This is a genomic window from Acetomicrobium flavidum (genome assembly GCF_900129645.1).
In the GTDB taxonomy this organism is placed as follows: Bacteria; Synergistota; Synergistia; order Synergistales; family Acetomicrobiaceae; genus Acetomicrobium; species Acetomicrobium flavidum.
The window spans coordinates 1,976,121-1,991,668 of sequence record NZ_FSQZ01000001.1 but is presented as its reverse complement, the minus strand read 5'-3'; the positions used below and the strand labels follow the sequence as shown (position 1 = coordinate 1,991,668).

The 15,548-nt window shown below is 54.0% G+C and carries 15 protein-coding genes; 2 read left to right on the top strand and 13 right to left on the bottom strand.

Annotation, left to right across the window (positions count from 1 at the left end; translation table 11 throughout):
- The 13 genes from BUQ78_RS09830 to mobA all read right to left on the bottom strand — a co-directional run bounded on the left by BUQ78_RS09830 (window position 1) and on the right by mobA (window position 14,358).
- A complete protein-coding gene (locus tag BUQ78_RS09830; protein ID WP_074200101.1) occupies window positions 1-1,296 on the bottom strand; it encodes a methyl-accepting chemotaxis protein in 1,296 nt (431 codons plus the stop codon).
- A gap of 13 nt (window positions 1,297-1,309) precedes the next feature.
- Window positions 1,310-2,200 (bottom strand): formylmethanofuran--tetrahydromethanopterin N-formyltransferase, encoded by an 891-nt coding sequence (gene fhcD, locus BUQ78_RS09825; protein ID WP_074200100.1) that lies wholly within the window; start codon window positions 2,198-2,200, stop codon window positions 1,310-1,312.
- A gap of 6 nt (window positions 2,201-2,206) precedes the next feature.
- Entirely contained in the window at window positions 2,207-3,160 is a 954-nt protein-coding gene (locus BUQ78_RS09820; RefSeq protein ID WP_074200099.1) for a beta-ribofuranosylaminobenzene 5'-phosphate synthase family protein, read from the bottom strand.
- Window positions 3,141-3,707: a DUF447 domain-containing protein gene (locus tag BUQ78_RS09815; protein WP_074200098.1), complete on the bottom strand. Its 567-nt coding sequence runs from the start codon at window positions 3,705-3,707 to the stop codon at window positions 3,141-3,143. The genes BUQ78_RS09820 and BUQ78_RS09815 overlap by 20 nt, the downstream gene beginning before the upstream one ends.
- Entirely contained in the window at window positions 3,697-5,025 is a 1,329-nt protein-coding gene (locus tag BUQ78_RS09810; protein WP_074200097.1) for a DUF6513 domain-containing protein, read from the bottom strand. Before BUQ78_RS09810 ends, BUQ78_RS09815 begins: the two co-directional genes overlap by 11 nt.
- Window positions 5,026-6,486: a GTP cyclohydrolase MptA gene (mptA, locus tag BUQ78_RS09805; protein ID WP_014806996.1), complete on the bottom strand. Its 1,461-nt coding sequence runs from the start codon at window positions 6,484-6,486 to the stop codon at window positions 5,026-5,028.
- Window positions 6,483-8,144, bottom strand: coding sequence for a formylmethanofuran dehydrogenase subunit A (locus BUQ78_RS09800; protein ID WP_074200096.1), 1,662 nt, complete (start codon window positions 8,142-8,144; stop codon window positions 6,483-6,485). Before BUQ78_RS09800 ends, mptA begins: the two co-directional genes overlap by 4 nt.
- Window positions 8,138-9,409, bottom strand: a complete 1,272-nt coding sequence (locus tag BUQ78_RS09795) for a formylmethanofuran dehydrogenase subunit B (protein WP_084532354.1) — start codon at window positions 9,407-9,409, stop codon at window positions 8,138-8,140. Before BUQ78_RS09795 ends, BUQ78_RS09800 begins: the two co-directional genes overlap by 7 nt.
- A complete protein-coding gene (locus tag BUQ78_RS09790; protein WP_074200094.1) occupies window positions 9,406-9,756 on the bottom strand; it encodes a molybdopterin dinucleotide binding domain-containing protein in 351 nt (116 codons plus the stop codon). Before BUQ78_RS09790 ends, BUQ78_RS09795 begins: the two co-directional genes overlap by 4 nt.
- The gene (locus BUQ78_RS09785; protein WP_074200093.1) at window positions 9,746-10,885 is read right to left on the bottom strand and encodes an ATP-grasp domain-containing protein; all 1,140 of its coding nucleotides are present in this window, start codon (window positions 10,883-10,885) and stop codon (window positions 9,746-9,748) included. The genes BUQ78_RS09790 and BUQ78_RS09785 overlap by 11 nt, the downstream gene beginning before the upstream one ends.
- Before the next feature lie 2 nt (window positions 10,886-10,887).
- A complete protein-coding gene (locus tag BUQ78_RS09780) occupies window positions 10,888-11,745 on the bottom strand; it encodes an NADP-dependent methylenetetrahydromethanopterin/methylenetetrahydrofolate dehydrogenase (protein WP_074200092.1) in 858 nt (285 codons plus the stop codon).
- 74 nt (window positions 11,746-11,819) lie between these two features.
- Window positions 11,820-13,355, bottom strand: coding sequence for a DUF2193 domain-containing protein (locus tag BUQ78_RS09775; RefSeq protein ID WP_074200091.1), 1,536 nt, complete (start codon window positions 13,353-13,355; stop codon window positions 11,820-11,822).
- A 337-nt stretch (window positions 13,356-13,692) separates the two neighbouring features.
- On the bottom strand, window positions 13,693-14,358 hold the full coding sequence (gene mobA, locus BUQ78_RS09770; RefSeq protein ID WP_074200090.1) for a molybdenum cofactor guanylyltransferase: 666 nt from the start codon (window positions 14,356-14,358) through the stop codon (window positions 13,693-13,695).
- A 133-nt stretch (window positions 14,359-14,491) separates the two neighbouring features.
- On the opposite strand from mobA, the gene BUQ78_RS09765 reads away from it, so the two are divergent.
- Window positions 14,492-15,133, top strand: a complete 642-nt coding sequence (locus BUQ78_RS09765) for a flavodoxin family protein (protein ID WP_074200089.1) — start codon at window positions 14,492-14,494, stop codon at window positions 15,131-15,133.
- 151 nt (window positions 15,134-15,284) lie between these two features.
- Window positions 15,285-15,533, top strand: a complete 249-nt coding sequence (locus BUQ78_RS09760; protein ID WP_074200088.1) for a hypothetical protein — start codon at window positions 15,285-15,287, stop codon at window positions 15,531-15,533.
- Window positions 15,534-15,548: the final 15 nt, after the last annotated feature.

Sequence of the window (15,548 nt, the reverse complement as noted above, 5' to 3'; positions counted from 1 at the left end):
CTATACGTTTTGCAATTTATCCCCCTGCCACAGCTTGAACCTGCCTACTAAGTTCTTAAGGGACAATGCCAGTTCCTCCATATTTCTTGCCCTGTCGCTTAAATCCGACGCCGAGTCGGCAAGCTGCGACATGGCCTTTTCTGCCTCGATTACGAAGCCCTTTATCCTCTCCACCTCGGTCGAAATGCTTTGCAGGGTGGCCGATATCTCCTCCGATGACGCAGCCTGTTCCTCGGAAACTGCCGACAGGTCGTTTGCGGCCGATGACACCTTTTTGAGATTTTCAAGGATGGCGCTTATCGTCTCCATCGTCGCCTTAGCCCTTTGGTTTGCGTCGGCGGAGGTGCTTGAGCCGGCCCTTACCGAATTTATCACGCTTTGAAGCTTCAGAGACATATCTCCCATTTGGCGGGATACGTTGCTTGCGACGTCGCTTGATTCATAAGCCAATTTCCTTATCTCCTCGGCCACCACGGCAAATCCCTTGCCGCCGGCTCCGGCCCTGGCTGCCTCGATGCCGGCGTTCAAGGCCAGCATGTTCGTCCTCGTGGCTATTCTCGAGATGTTCTCCAAAAGCTGATTGATGTCCTCGATCTTTTGCGCCAGCTCGTTTACGGTAGCGATGCTTTGAAGGGATTCCTCAGCTGCCTTGTTTATCCTCTCGCTCATCTGGCCTATGACCGCTAAGCCCTCTTCGGCGGACTTGGACGCATCCGCTATCTCCTTGGCGATGTCCATGGTCCTTGCCGCTGCGATCTGATTTCCCGAAGCCACCTCCTGAACGCCCGCGTTAAGGGAGCTCATGTCGGAGGCAAACCTTTCCATCATCTTCGACAGCTCGGTGATTTCGTCAAGCAACCGGCCGGCCACGCTGTCGTCCTTGTTGGCCATGGAAAGCACGGTCTTTGAGAGGCCTTCCACCTCGGCCGATGATTTTGATATGAAGCCGATCAGCTCCTGTACGTGATCCAAAAATTGGTAGGTGACCTTTCCGACCTCGGCCATCTCGTCGTCGGACCATACATCGTATTCAAGCGTAAAGTCCAACGTCTCCTTTAGCTTTTTCATGAAAGCCCGAAATTCGTTTATGGGAGCGGTGATGGATGCCGTCACGGCAAGCCCCCCGATAAGCGTGACGAGAACGCACAGGGCCAAAAGCATCATCGGGACGTCAAATGACTTTACTGCATTATAGTGCATGAACCCGACCGCGCACTCAAGGGCCAGCATTGTCGCCAAAAACAGGCACATGCGGACCCTTATAGATACTTTCCTCAAAAACCTTAAGCTTTTCATGATCGACCACCCATCACATGTTCTTTAAAATTTCAAGCAGGTGAAACTTGTACTGTCCCAGGTTTCCGCCGTAGTTTCCCGCCGTCACCGACAAAATATCGCAGGAACAAGCAGCCAAAAGCCCGCGTCCCATGGCGTCCCTGACGGAGCGCTCGTCTAAGCCGTCTATGACTATCTCGTACACTGCGTTGGCCTCCTCGGGTAGCGACGTCTTAACTAGCCTTTTCAGCGTGGGACAATAGGGGGTGTTGGTAGAGGCGCTGAGAAAGCGGTAGGTTGAGCCGACCTTGCTTCCGCTTCGAACGACCCCGCCGGGAAATGGCATTATGGCGCCAGGGACCTTTTTCATTGCGCCTACCGCCCTTTGGGCAGCCTCGAGGCCGCTTTTGACGTCCTTTGAAATGATCAGCAAGTTTCCCCCGCCGACGCCCTTTTTTATGCAAAACTTCTGCTCCACCAGAAATTCCCCGTCCATGACGGGTATCCTCCAAAATCGCCTATTGCCGAGCATCTTGCTTGTCTGATATGAATCCCCGAAGAACTTAAGCTTTCCGCCCACGTCTACCTGCTCTCCGTCATCTAAGCCGTTATAGCAGGCCGTGGTAGGACACGTCATTATGGATTGCCCAACCCTTGAGATGAGCTGAGATTCCAGGCCGGACCTTGAAACGCCGAAGATGAGGATGCTTGCCCCTGGCCTGCCGTCGGGGGTTTGAGACTCGTCGAGCTCGGATTCTACGCCGGCCTCGCATCCGCAGCCTATCACGGAAGTGGCAAACCCCGTGGCGGAGGCGGCTGCAGTCATGACCCACTCCCGTGTATCCGCCGTGACGACGATTCGGCTTCCCCACATGGAAAAGGCCTCAGCGTAAGTGTCTTCTATTTCAACGCCGTTATAGATCAAATAAAATCAGTCCTCTCTAACGCAGACGTTTGCCCCGTCCTGGGCACAGGATGCCGTAAAGATCAGCGTTTCTTCGCCAAATCCGTCCTTTAACCTGCCGCAGACGGCTTGCGCTTTCTCCGGGTCGGCCGTGATGCCGTAGACGGCAGGCCCCCACGAGCTTTGTCCTATGCCTAAGGCGCCTTCGCCCTTCATCAGGCAGGCGATCCTTTGAGACAGGGCCGAGTGAAACTTGCCTCCCTGAAGGGAAGAAAAACAGCTTCCCACCAAATCCTGAATCTCCGTTATGGCCTCTCCAAAGGCTGCTACATCCCGCTCGACGATGGAGGGCAGCAACTTCATCAAGGTCAACCTGCACACCTTTGACGAAAGCTCCTCGTGTATGCTTAGGGCCTTAAACTTTTGCTCTTCCTCCGGTCCGCTTGCCCCTTTAAGCGACATCGGTACGGCAACAACGAAGGTCCACTCCGTCGGAAGCAGGGCGTGAAAGAGCAAGGGCGGAAAGTTGCCTTTCGGTCCCTTTTTGTGACCCCCGTCCAGGACGAAGCCGCCTCTTTCAAAGGTCACCGCACCGACGCTTGACCGCCTGCTTCTGCCCATGACAACGGCAAGCTCCTTTATCGACAGGTCAATGCCAAAAAGGACGGCCAAGGCCTTGCCCACGGCCAATGCCATGCGGGTGCCCGAGCCGAGCCCCACGTGTGAAGGCACGGCAGAGGCGATATTTATGAAAGCTCTATCCTTGATGTCGAAGTGGTCCAAAAACCTTTGAGCATACTCAAGCGCCCTCTCAAAGTCTGGCCCTTTAGCCTGCAGGGTGTCGCTCCTGCAGACGTCAAGGGAAACCTTGGGTTCGTCTATACCCATACCGATCCCGCCAAACATCCTTCCAAGGCTTCCGTTTAAGTCAAGAAAGCCGAAGTGCAGCCTGGCGCCGACCTCAACGTGAACGACCTTCATCGAATACCTCCTCAAGATAGCCTTCCACAAATGCGAGGGCTTGCGCTTCCCTCTCTCCGCCCGTCCTTTCGACTAAAGCCTTGGCGTTCAATATAAGCCCGTTAAAAAATTGGCGGTCGTAAAGCCGATATCGCGTCGCCGCTATCAAAAGCTCCATGATCGACCCTTTAGCCCTATTATAGCCCCTATACGAACGCCTTACGTCGCTGTAAAGGAGGCGGCAGCTAAATCGCCCGGCAAGATCGTCTTCTTCAGTTGCGACGGCCTCAAACTCCATCCACGAGCAGGCCTCTGCATATACGTAGCCGGCCACTCTTTTGGCAGGCACGCAATCGAGTGTGGGTTCGCCCAATGCACTTAGGCAAAAGGCCAAGATGTCGTCCGTTGCGTTTGCCACAAACTCTCCCCGTGACATTAGGTTCTCGTAGGTATGGCTGCCCTTAAAGACGTGCAAAAAGTAGCTGCCCTGCTGCTCGATCAAGCCCATGGGAGCCCAGTTTGGCAAGCCCTCGGAGTTTAATGTTGAAACTATGACCTCATATATCATCGCTCGACAGATAGCCCCAGTTCAAGGGGCGCTCCTGCACGTATTTTTTCCCCAGCTTGGCGGCCAGCGAAGCCCTTTCGAGCTCGCGGCCCAGGTAGAAGGCATGCCCGGGATCCGTGACGTTCAGCTCACCGAAAAGCTCGCCTGCATCTTTGCCCCTTAAAAATACCGAATTGTTAAATATGTATATGCAGTCGCCTATCACGAAGATCCTAAAGTTTTTGTCCGTCACATGTCTGTGTATGTTTGCTATCTCCTCTTCGCTGTAGCTTTCAAAGGGCATGTCCCTTACCGTAACCAAGCCAAACCCGAAGCCCTTGGGTAACATTCCCGACTGCTTGGCGCTTTCGTTCAGCGCGCTTGCTATGTAAGCTTCGCGAACCGCCCCCCGCGCCCAGCTTACCACTTCCGTCGTGAGCACGTAATTGACGTTTAGCTCGCTGCATATCCCCAAAAGCAGGGCGTTTATGCCCGTTGAGTCGGCCTCGGTGAGCTCGGTCAAGTTTCCTGTGCCCATTAGCATCTCGTCTTCCGGAAAACGACTCCTGTACTCAACGAAGCGGTATATGGACCTTGAAAGGCCAAAGGGCAGCGGGTCAAGGACAGGATCTGCGATGTAGCGCTTCCCCATCTCCTTTAGCCTTGTCGCGTTTCTTACCAGCGAATCGATGCTTTTGTCCTCAAAGTCGGGTATTACGACGACGGGACATGACATCTTGTCCGCAAGGTCCATGTTTGAGCCGTTGACGCTCAAGTAAAGGTCGATGCCCGCTTTGTCGGCCTTCAAGGCCGTTTCCTCGTCAAAGGTATCGAGGCTCACCCTGTATCCAAGGCCCTTTAGCATCGTCACGATCTCGCTGACATTTGGGATCGCGCCCCTGACGGGGCCACCCAGGTCGATGATCGAGGCCCCCTTTGCCTTGTAGCCTGCAGCCTTCTCTGCGATCTCCTCCAAGCTCAACCTGTGTGCGTCTACGATCTCCGCCAGTATCTGAACGTTTGGGCCGACCCTGGTCTGGTGTGCTGCAAGGCCGAAAAATCCCGGCAGGTCCTTTAGGTCCTTGGGCCCCTTTATTACCTTGACGCCTAAAGCCTTGGATAGAAGCTCTTCGTCTCCCTGGCATAAGCCGGGCAGGATCACCGTGTCTGCTCCCCTTGCGTCCTTCAGCTTCGATGCCACCCACGTTACGTTCATGAGCGCCGCCACGGAGATGGGCAGGACTGCAACCTCATAGGAAAAGGAAAGCTCCATCTTCTTTAAAATATTTTGCAAGGCCTCGCGGGCGAGCTTGCCCGTCACAAACAAGGTCTTAGACATTTACAGGCTCAGCCATTCTTCCATGGTGATGTTTGGCCGATGGCTTTCGGCCTGCCCGCGAATTTCCGCCCTGATGTCGCCAAGCAGTCCGCTTCTTTCGGCGAAGGCGTTGTGACGGTGTATGCTTTCAAGGCTTTCTTCCCTGGCAAGCACGAAGGACTCATTCGGAAGGTCCGGATAAACCTCGACCAAGTTAAAGAGCATCTGCCTTACCACGTCCTCGGCGAACCTCGCGTTTTGATGCGCCTTGTTGACCACGAAGAACTCGTCGGGCCTCTTCAGCAGCTCGTAGGTCTCCGAGCTCATGGAGGCCTCTATTATATGCACCAGGTGTTCCGCCCTAACCGACATATCGGATCCCACCAAAAGCGTGCCCCTTGCCCGCTGGTTGTGGGTGGGCATGGGAATCAAGCTCACGATCTTGGCAGCCTCGTCCGGGTCGTAGCCTGCCTCCTGAAGGAGCATCCTTGCATGAGAGCTCATCATGTCCTGTGCGCAGGGACAGGCCGTCATGCCCTCCGCTTCCACCCCGATGATGCGTCGAGACCTTTGTCCGTCGGTTGAGGCGATTCCCACGAAGGTATAGAGCTCCTCTGTCTTTTTCGCCGATATGGGGGTGACCCTTTCCATGGGGTAGCGCGCCTTTATCCACACCTCGGCCTTCTTTGCCCTCTGGGATCGCACGACCTGCAGGGCCAGCCTTTCGGCAAGGCTTTCTATGTCGGGGGAAGGCTCGAGCGAGATTTCTTCTATCATGCCCTCGAGCACGTCAGTGAACCTTGACATGTGAACGCCCGCCTTGAAGGGATCAAGGTAGGCAAAGAAATCAAGCGTAGCGTAAAAAAGCGCAGCCTTTCCCTTGACCCCTAGCCTTATCACGCGCTTTAAGTCGGTGATGCCTACCCGAGACAGGCTCACGTTTATGGATGGACGCCCTCCCTGGATGTCGCTTTCAAGCTTAAATTTCAGGCTCCTTTCGACCTTTTTTACCGAGGAGGAATCAAGCTGTCCCGCCAGCTCGCCAAGGGCCTTTTTTGCGGTCGGATGTATGTAGTCTGGAGCTATCTCGGCCAGCGGAATGAGCGTAAAGGCCCTCTCAAGCATCCCGGGATGGGGAAGGCGCAAATCGCTTTCATCCGCGATCATGTCGTCGTACATTAGCAAATCTATGTCAATGGGCCTCGGGGCGTTTTTTTCTAGGGAGGTGCGGCCCATTCGCCTTTCGACCCATTTCAGGAACTCAAGCAGCTCCCTTGGGCCGTCGGTCGTCCGTATCCGGCAGGCCATGTTGAGATACTCGGGCTGGTCTGAGTCGTCCAAGGGCTTCGTTTCATAAAACGAAGAGACCTTTTCGATATTTGCCCTGGCCTGGATGTACTGCAGCGCCTGCAGGATGTTACTCTGCCTGTCTCCCAGGTTAGCGCCAAGCAATATGTAGGCGATGTGATCTTCATTACTCATGAGCAGGCCACCTCCTTTGAGCCTTTCAGGTACTCTTCCTGGACGGGATAGTTTTCGAAAGAAAGGGTGTAATATTTTTCGAAATCTTCCCTTATCTTTTCCTCTATGGAGCTGTCAAAATCGGGGACGACCCTGTATACCTGGCCCGGAAACTCCTTCAAAAGCGTGCCGTCCTTTACGACGACATCTCCGCCCTTTATGACCCAGGCCGGAAAGTCGAGGGCGCGGCGGCACTCCCTGAAGTTGCAGATGCATCCCCTGTGGCCGTAGTTTCGAGGATCGTATATGGCCACGTCTCCGTCGGCGCCAACTCCCAAATGTCCCTTTTCCTTCAAGCCCAATATTTTGGCAGGAGCAGCCCTCGTAATTATGGCGATCTCATATAAGCTGTATTCCCTGTCTAAGTCCTTTATCACCGAGCTCTTGAGGGCCTTTGGAGGAAGCAGGCCGATGAAATGATTCCTGTAGTCCTTGTCCATCAAAAGCCTTATGACCTGCGGGTAGCAAAAAAATGGCCCTGCGTTGGGATGGTCGGTCGTCAGCGCAACCCTCCAGGGATCCTTGGCGAGCAAAAAAAGCTCCATCCCCGTTATCCACTGCACTGCCGAGGCGACGGACTTAATCTTATACTCCATGGGGACAATGCCTCCGCCCATCTCGCATTCCACGTCGTCGTTGCACCACTTATGTCCCGTCATCTTCTGAATCCTGTACTCAAGCGGGCCGTCCGAGGTCATCGTGACGGCGTTGCCGAATACGATCTGGCCTACATCCATGGTGACGTTTGAATGTTCGTTGAAGGCCTCCATGACGGCGCTTGCACCGCTGTGCATGCGCCCCCTTTTGTCCTTGCCGTAGCTTAAAAACTGCAGGTGGCACAGATGAAGCCTGCCTTGGACGTCATTTATAACCTCTACCGTCGTCTCGACGTTTCCCGGCACCCCAAGGTTTAATCCGTGAAGGTGAACGGAGTGAGGAAGCTTTAAGCTGTCTGCCGACTGGACCAAGGCGTTAAGCAGCTTTCTTGAGGTTAAGCCGAAATACTTGACCTCGTCGTCCCAGCTTTGGACGTTTCCGCCCCACTTCCAGTTTTCCACTCCGCCTGGGTTTACGACCTTGACGCCGTAGCCTCCTGTGGAGTTAAGGAGCCATGCCATGACGTCTTTTGCCTCGTCAAACTTGTCTTGAGAGATCATGTCCATGAGGATTTCGTTGTTGCCCATGGTGATCAGTATGGCCTTGTCAAGCAGGGGCATGTCCATAAGCTCTTCGTGGGTATGTCGCGTCACGAGAGGAGCTGACGCTGCCTCTACGACCGTGGTATAGCCCATCTCCACGTACCTGTAGGCCGTCAAAAAGGTGGTGGGAACTCTAGAGCCTGCGCCCGACCGCAATCCCTTCTCGGCGATCCTAAAGTGTTCGTAGTGATCCTCAGGGCAGAGCTTGCGGCCCGTATTTACCTTGGAACCGGCGATGTGGGCGTGCATGTCTACGCCGCCGGGCATGACGATCATACCCCGGGCATCTATGACGGTTGCGTCATCGGGGATGCGCTCGGGAGGGTTTACCACTTTACCGCCTTCTATGTAAATGTCCTTTACTTCGCCGTTTACGCCGTTGGTCGGGTCGTAAACTTGGCCGCCTTTTATGATCAACATGACTTCACACCTTCAATCAAGGCTTGCAAGACTTCCTCGTCGCTCGGCCTCTTTCTCTTTAAGGGGGCCTTCAGGCGCAGGGCTACGCCGTCCATCCTGTAGGCCGTGCCCTCGCAGTCGATGCCGTACATGGCCGTGGGAAAATAAACGGACGCCCCGGCTGCCGTCAGGCTTTCTGCGGGATCGATGGCTATGACGGGGATAGTTTTCATGTGCTTTACCGCCGGGGCGGGAAAGTGAGCCGCAGGGTCTGAGGCTATCACGAGCATGCAGTCGGCCTCGCCGCTGCAGAGCAAGTCGACGGCCGTATACTCGCCCGGGCCGTATCTGGGGTAGCCCCTCGAGTAGTTGACGGCAAATGGATACCCGCAAAGCCAGGACATGACCTGGTCTGCTCCCGTCACGTTTCCGTGGCCCCTCATGGGCAGGGCAGAAAACCTGGTGTGATCGTTTAACTCCCTTACCAGCGACAAAACGCCACGTACGTTTAAGTCCCTGCCATTTGTCATGGTAAGTCCCATGCCGAAAAATATCATTCCGTATCGGCAGGACTTCATTTCAACTGCAAGCTGCTGCAGCACCTCTGCGGGTATCCCGCCCACCTCGACGGCATCCAGGGTGCGCCCCATTATTAAGGCCTTTAGGGCAAGGAGCACCTCAAAGTCGCATCCCTGCTTGATCTGCAAGTACATATCGGCCGACTTGGCCGTCTCGCTGCGGCGCACGTCCACGACGACGACCTTGCGGTCGCGCCTGCCCTCGGGGATGAAACGCCCCTTTGGCATGGCCGAATACCGGGCGAAATGACGGCTGTGGGTCACAAGGGGGTTGCATCCCCAAAAGACCAGGAGGTCGGCCCTGTTTTTTATCTCGCCCAAGGTACAGGTAGGTTCCCCTACCGCCTGCATGGCAAGGCCCGTGGGGCCGTGACAGACCGACGATGTCGAATCGATGGATGCCCCGATCAGTTCGGCCAGCTGCACGGTCATGCGCTGTGCCTCGGACGACGTGGAAGACAGGCCGTAGATCAAGGGATATCTGGCGGACCTTAAGATCCTTGAAGCTTCCTTCACCGCCTCCTGAAACGACGTATCCCTTCCCATAACCTTTGGCATTATAGGATCGGGGTTGTAGCCTTCAAACAAGCCCCTGCCGTTGCCGCAGGCTTTTTCCACCTTGACGATGCGATCGTCCTCTATGGTTAAATTTATATCGTCGCACAAACACCCGCAGAAGGTGCATACGACGTTTCTTTCGACCGTCATGATCTAACGACCTCCACCTGCAGGCCCTTGAATGAGGGCATCCCGCTTCCTTCGGTGTCAGAGCCTACGAGCGTATTCGCCGTCGGCCCCATGGGAACGAAGACCACATCCTCGGGCAACCCCGCATCTGCATATACCCTGACTCGCACCTTGCCGCAGCGCGTCTTAAGCATTACTTCGTCGCCTTCATTTAAGGACAGCTTGCTTAAAACCTCAGGCGACAGAAAGGCCTTGTCAACTGCTTTCCTGTATTCCTCCTCCGTCTTGCCGATGTGCATCCCCTTGGCCTGCTCAAGGGTGCGCCCCGTTACCAGCGTACAAACCGCGCTAAAAGATTCATCGCTCATGGTATGCCTCTTCCTTTAACTCTCGATATACCTCGTTTGCCTTCCTATAAAGGTCGGCAATGCAGTCATCCTGCGTTTGGCCCCTTCCAAATACGGTGCAAATTGGAAAGCCCTTGGCTACGTGCTCGTTCGGAAAGGGAACATCGCTGTGCAGCCCCAGCCACTTCGACGTATCGGGCGTGACTACGTCATCTTTGGCGTAAACTATGCCCTTGGCCGTGAAGCCCTGCGTGCTTTGGACGGCAAACTTTGCCATTTTGCCCAGACAGGCCGACACGTGAAGGGACGTGAAAGACACGTTTAAGTCGTGCTCGATCAGCTCCATGGAGGCGCTGTAGCGCGGGTTTATCTCCACCAGAAAGGGGCTGCCTCCTTCGTCTATCACAAAATCTATGCCAAAAAGGCCCTTAAGGCCAAAATGGCCGGTCAAAGCAGTTCCCCAGCCCGATATTTTGTTCATTATATCAACAAAATTGGCATTAGTCGAAAAAAGGGGATAGACGTTGCCGCACCACTTAAAGCCGCTTCCTCCAAGGGATTCGTCTCCTATGATCTGTCTTGTCATGCCAAGCAGCTGACATGTCCTGCCATCCGACAAAAAGGACGCCGATGCGGGAAGGCCGCTGACGAACTGCTGCACGTAAAAATCCTCGCCCACTTCGCCGCCTTCGTAAAAGCCTATTCCAAACCCGCTTCCGCCGTAAATGGGCTTTACGAGCCACTTGCTTTCTTTGTCTAAAGCTTTAGCCTCACTTGAAACAAGCGTCACGGGAAATTCAATTTCACCCAGCCTGCAGGCCTCGCGCAACAATATGGGGTCTCTCACGTCACGCAAGACCTTTGAGTCGTTGCCGAAAAGCACCTTGTCCTTTGAGATTAGATCGATTAGTGCAGGCTTTATATCGGCCCCTCCCGTGTAGATGACCCCGTCGTAGTCAAGAAGCGAGCAAACCTTGCATATGGAAGCTTCGTCGAAGGGAAGGCCGAAGTCCCGCCCTACGGCCAACGAAGGTATCAGGCGACTTTGGTCAAGATCACCGAAGTAGTCGACAGCGACCGCATCAAAGCTTGCCCTTAAGGCGGACTCGGCCAAGGCCCTGGTGCTTACGCCTACGAGAAGTATCCTCAAAATCAGGATAGCTCCTTGGCTATCTCAAGTATGCTTTGAGCGTCAAATAGGGCGTCGTTTCTTTCAAAGAGCCGCTCGATGCAGGTTCTGTGCACCCTCATCTTTAGGCCGCCGATGCCCATGGAGCCGAACATGACCTTTCCCTCTATGACCTCGCCGTTGTAAGACGACTTCATGCCCTCCACGCCCATGGGCGGCACGGCGTTCACGTCCCCGAGCACTTTAAGGGAAGGATTGGCCTTCCAGAGGGGCTCGCGAATGAGCGTTACCCCGGGCGCTCCGGTACAAAGGGCGGCCACCGCTCCTTTTAGGGCCTCGGTCGTGCTTTCGTCATCAAAGGCAGCGAAGGGCTGAACTTCCAGGCCGAACGTGGCCTTTATCTCCTCGGCTGCCGCTTGGGCCTTCTCGAGTTTCCTTGAGGTGACCACCACCTTTGCCCCTTCCATGGCAAACATGGCAGCCGCGCGCTGCCCGACGGGACCCGTGCCCGCCAGGACGACCACCTTTTGGCCCTTCACGTCGCAGGCCTTCGTCATCTTGGCCACCGCAGCTGCTGCAGTGGTGTTACAGCCGCTTGGGTCGAACATGACCGAATTTCTCACGTTTCCAAAAAACGTCTTTTTTACGACGTCAAGGATCTCCGATGCCCTGCTGACGTTTGAGCCGCCTATGAAGATGGCGCTGTATTTTAATTTATCACCGCCTCGGGTGAACATCACGCCGTACACCAGGTCTACGACATTTTCTGTCGTCACGTTGCCGTACTGCAGTACGACGTCCGCTCCGGCGTCATAGGCGGTAACGGCATCAAATACGCTTGCCAAGGGATCGCAGTCAAGTTGAAGCAGGATCTTTTTCAAGTCACTTACCCCCTTTATACAATGAAGGGGGATCGGATATGCTCCAACCCCCCTCTTTTGCGATTAAAGTTTAATTATACAGCTCTATACCATTCGCAATATCCGCAGGGACCCGCGCCCTCTCCCTTGACGTAGGGAACGTTACGTTTGATGAGCTTCGTCACGGCGCAACCCTTGCAGGCCCTGACGGGAGCTCCGGGCATGCCGGGGTTCTTTGCGATGATGTTGGTCATCAAGGTGGCGGTGGTGCACTCCGGCGTCAGGTAGCACGGAAAATCTGCAAGCGCCATGAGGGCGGCAAACCTCTGGGTGATGGCGCACGCGGGATAGGTGTAGCGCTGCGGGTTGCTCACTATCTCGTGCTTGTCGATGGGCGAAAGGTCTATCTCTATCCCCTTGATCTTTCCGCCGGCTCCCAGAGGGCTGATGTCCAAGATCTCCTCTCCGCGGGCTATGACGTCCATGAAGTCTACGTTGTGAAGCTCGTCGGCCTCTCCCCTCTTGGGGTTCATGGCGCAGTAGTTGTAGAAGCGCTTGGTGAGCAGGTCTATGACCATGGGGACGGTGAAGCTGTCAAGCCAGAGGATATAAGCCACGGCGCAGGCGGGAGCGCCCGTCGCGACGGTCAGGACATCCCACTCGCTCTTGAAGGCGCCTTCCTTCAGGGCCTTTCTCATGGTGTTCTCGAACACCTGCATCACTGCGTCGTAAATGCCGAAGACCATATCGCTCTTGAACATATTGTAGGCAGACTGCGAGATGTGGTGTCCGATGTCGCCCACGCAGTAGGCGGGAACGGCGGTGATGTTCGCCGGATGCACGCCGGCCTTTAGCGCAGCCACCACATAAGGACGCATCCATTCCTTGTATTGGGCCATGTATTTTCTGACGTCAAAGGAGCTGTAGGGACCGTGTCCGCCGAGGTTGTGGGTCTCCATGAGCCTTGCCTGCGCCTCTACGGGCTCTTTATATATGAACTGGAACTGCTTTACCTCGGCCTCTTCGGCCTCGGCGGCAGACTTGCCGGACTCTATGGCAGCCCTAAAGGCGGCGCCAAAGCCGTAGGAGGTGTTCATGCCCCAGGACTTGCAGGCGAGTATCGTCTTTTTGTGCTTCTCGGGAATGTCGAGGTCGACTAAGATCTTGTTGACGACGTTCGGGACCGAGCCTACGGACATGGCAAAGTCGACAACGCAGGTCGGGCCGTACATCCCGCCGTATCTGCGGGCCGCCTCACGGCCGATCAGGGCCCTGTTTTTGGCGATGGCGTCGATGAACTTCTCCATCGATTTCTTGAAATCGGGATCTTCCTCATACAGTATTTCGAGAATGGGCGGGGTCTGGAAATGCTCTACGAAGGGATCGTCCTCCGGCCGGATGTAGTCCGTCATGCCCTTTAAAATCTCGTAATGGGCGTTGACCGACTGAACGTGAAGGTCGATGACGGTCTTGCACTGGCCCTCTCCAACAGTCATCTTGTTGACGGCGTCAACGTAGGGTTTGCAATCCTCCAGCTTGAACTGACCACCGCGTTTTTCCTTTATTACAAGAAACACAGACTTTGTAGCCTCAATTGCCTCATTAACCATCTTTTCAATCATATTAGCCATGGAACCCTTCACCCTCCTCGTTTATGATTTTATCAACTAAACATCCAAAGCAACTTAATTCAGTTGCCCCTTTCACCCCCTCATTGTTTTGCGCTCACATTTACCTACCTTATATATTATATTATCGCCATGTTCTGTCAAGCAAGATTTAATCCAAGACCGCATCAAGCTTTTGTCGGATTTATGAGGTGTATACCTGCCAGTACCCAATGCCTTTTATGGCAGGCGCAAGGATGTACGTCTGCCAACGCCCCTCAGGTTTTAGGCAAAATCCAAGGGGATATTGCAAGACGACAACATGCCGCGCGCTGATTTAAGGCTTTTTTGCGCGGACGCCTCAACGTGAGGCTTGCTGCTGCAGTCTTTTGGCCATAATTTGTAAACTTTCTGCCTTTTGTAGATCTTCTGCTGTATTTATGTTAAAAAACGACAATTTATAATTCCTTAATAAGCTCATCTCGATTTCCTCGATGGCACATAGATCGATGAGCGGATAAAAGTCCTTGATCTTTCTTTTTCCCTGCCTGAAGGCGCTTTCTGCGGCAGGCAGGCAAGAGCGGTGATAAAAGGCATGAAGCGGCTCAAGAAAGCCATGCAGTCGAGGGACGATCGCCTGGGAGGTATTTGTCCTTTTTTGGTAAATCAGTCTCACCAGGGATCCGTTTACAAATGGCATGTCGCAGCCTAAAAGAAAGGTCCATTCGTTGTCGGACCTCATCAAGCCCTGGATGAGGCCAAGAAGAGGGCCCTGGTTGGAGATGGGGTCGACGATGACGTCCGTACAGTAACAGGACAAGAAAGAAAAGTGCCGGGACATGAGGTAATCGTAGTCAATCGAAGAGACGACAAGCAGTACGTCGTCAAAGATTGCCCTGATGTTTTTTAGGACTATCTCAAGCAGATAGACGTCGCCTATCTTTAGCAATGCCTTGTTTTGGCCGATCCTTTTTCCCCTGCCCCCGGCAAGGACTACGGCGGTAACGCCGCTTGTTACGTCATTCATGTTTGACGCTCCGGTCTTAATTTTGTAATTATTATAAACTTTATGACGACACAGGGCATCGGTAAAAAGGGCCCGGTTTAGGCGGTGCTATAATACTTTTGTCACGTTCAATCATGAATGGGAGGTACATAAAATGAAAGTCATCGCCATAAACGGAAGCCCAAGAAAAAAGTGGAACACCGCAACTTTGCTCGAACACGCCCTAAAAGGTGCAGAATCGGCAGGAGCCGAGACAAAGCTGGTGCACCTTTACGACCTAGATTACAAGGGCTGCATAAGCTGCTTTGCCTGCAAGCTTAAAGGCGGAAAAAGCTTTGGGAAGTGTGCCGTAAATGACGATTTAGCTCCCCTTTTAGAGGAGATACGAACCGTTGATGCCCTGATCTTGGGATCTCCCATTTACTTTGGAGACGTCACGGGAGAGATGAGGTCCTTCATGGAAAGGCTCTTTTTCCAATTTCCCATCTACGAGCCCGACGCCGCGGTCCGGCAGCCCAAAAAGGTCCGCACTGCATGGGTCTACACGATGAACGTGACGGAGGAACTCGCAAGACAGATGGGCTACGACCGAATGTTTCGTGACAACGCAGGGCTTCTTGAGAGGTTTTTTGGGTCTTGTGAGTCGCTTATGTGTTACGACACGCTGCAGTTCGACGACTACTCCAAGTACGCTGCCAGGCGCTTTGACCCCGTTGCCAAAAGGAAGCGCCACGAAGAGGCATTCCCCGAAGACTGCAAGCGTGCTTACGAGCTGGGCGCGAGGCTTGTAAAGTAATTTTTAGAGGTCTATCCAGAGCCGACTTTAGGGTCGGGTCTTTAGTTTTGAATTTTACGATCAAAGCGGATATCTGGCATGCAGTGTATTGACGTTAAGCATCTATATTTTGCATAAATTGGGGGCTTCAACTGCAGGAAGGTGCTAGATTGTGAGAACAATAAATTACGACGAACATGTCGAGAGAATTGTCGAGAAAATTAAAGAAAAATCCATGCGTCAGCGCATGACAGGCAAATCTCGCCTCGACATGCCGTTGCGTTCAAACAAAATGCATGACCCGCAAGAGGAGAGAGCTCTGTTTTTATTGGATTATTACCGCTGGAGGAAGGCGCTGGCCAGCGGGGAAATAGAAAAATTGGATCCGCGGAGATATCACATGAAATGGGTTCAAGGATAGCGGATATTCCACAAA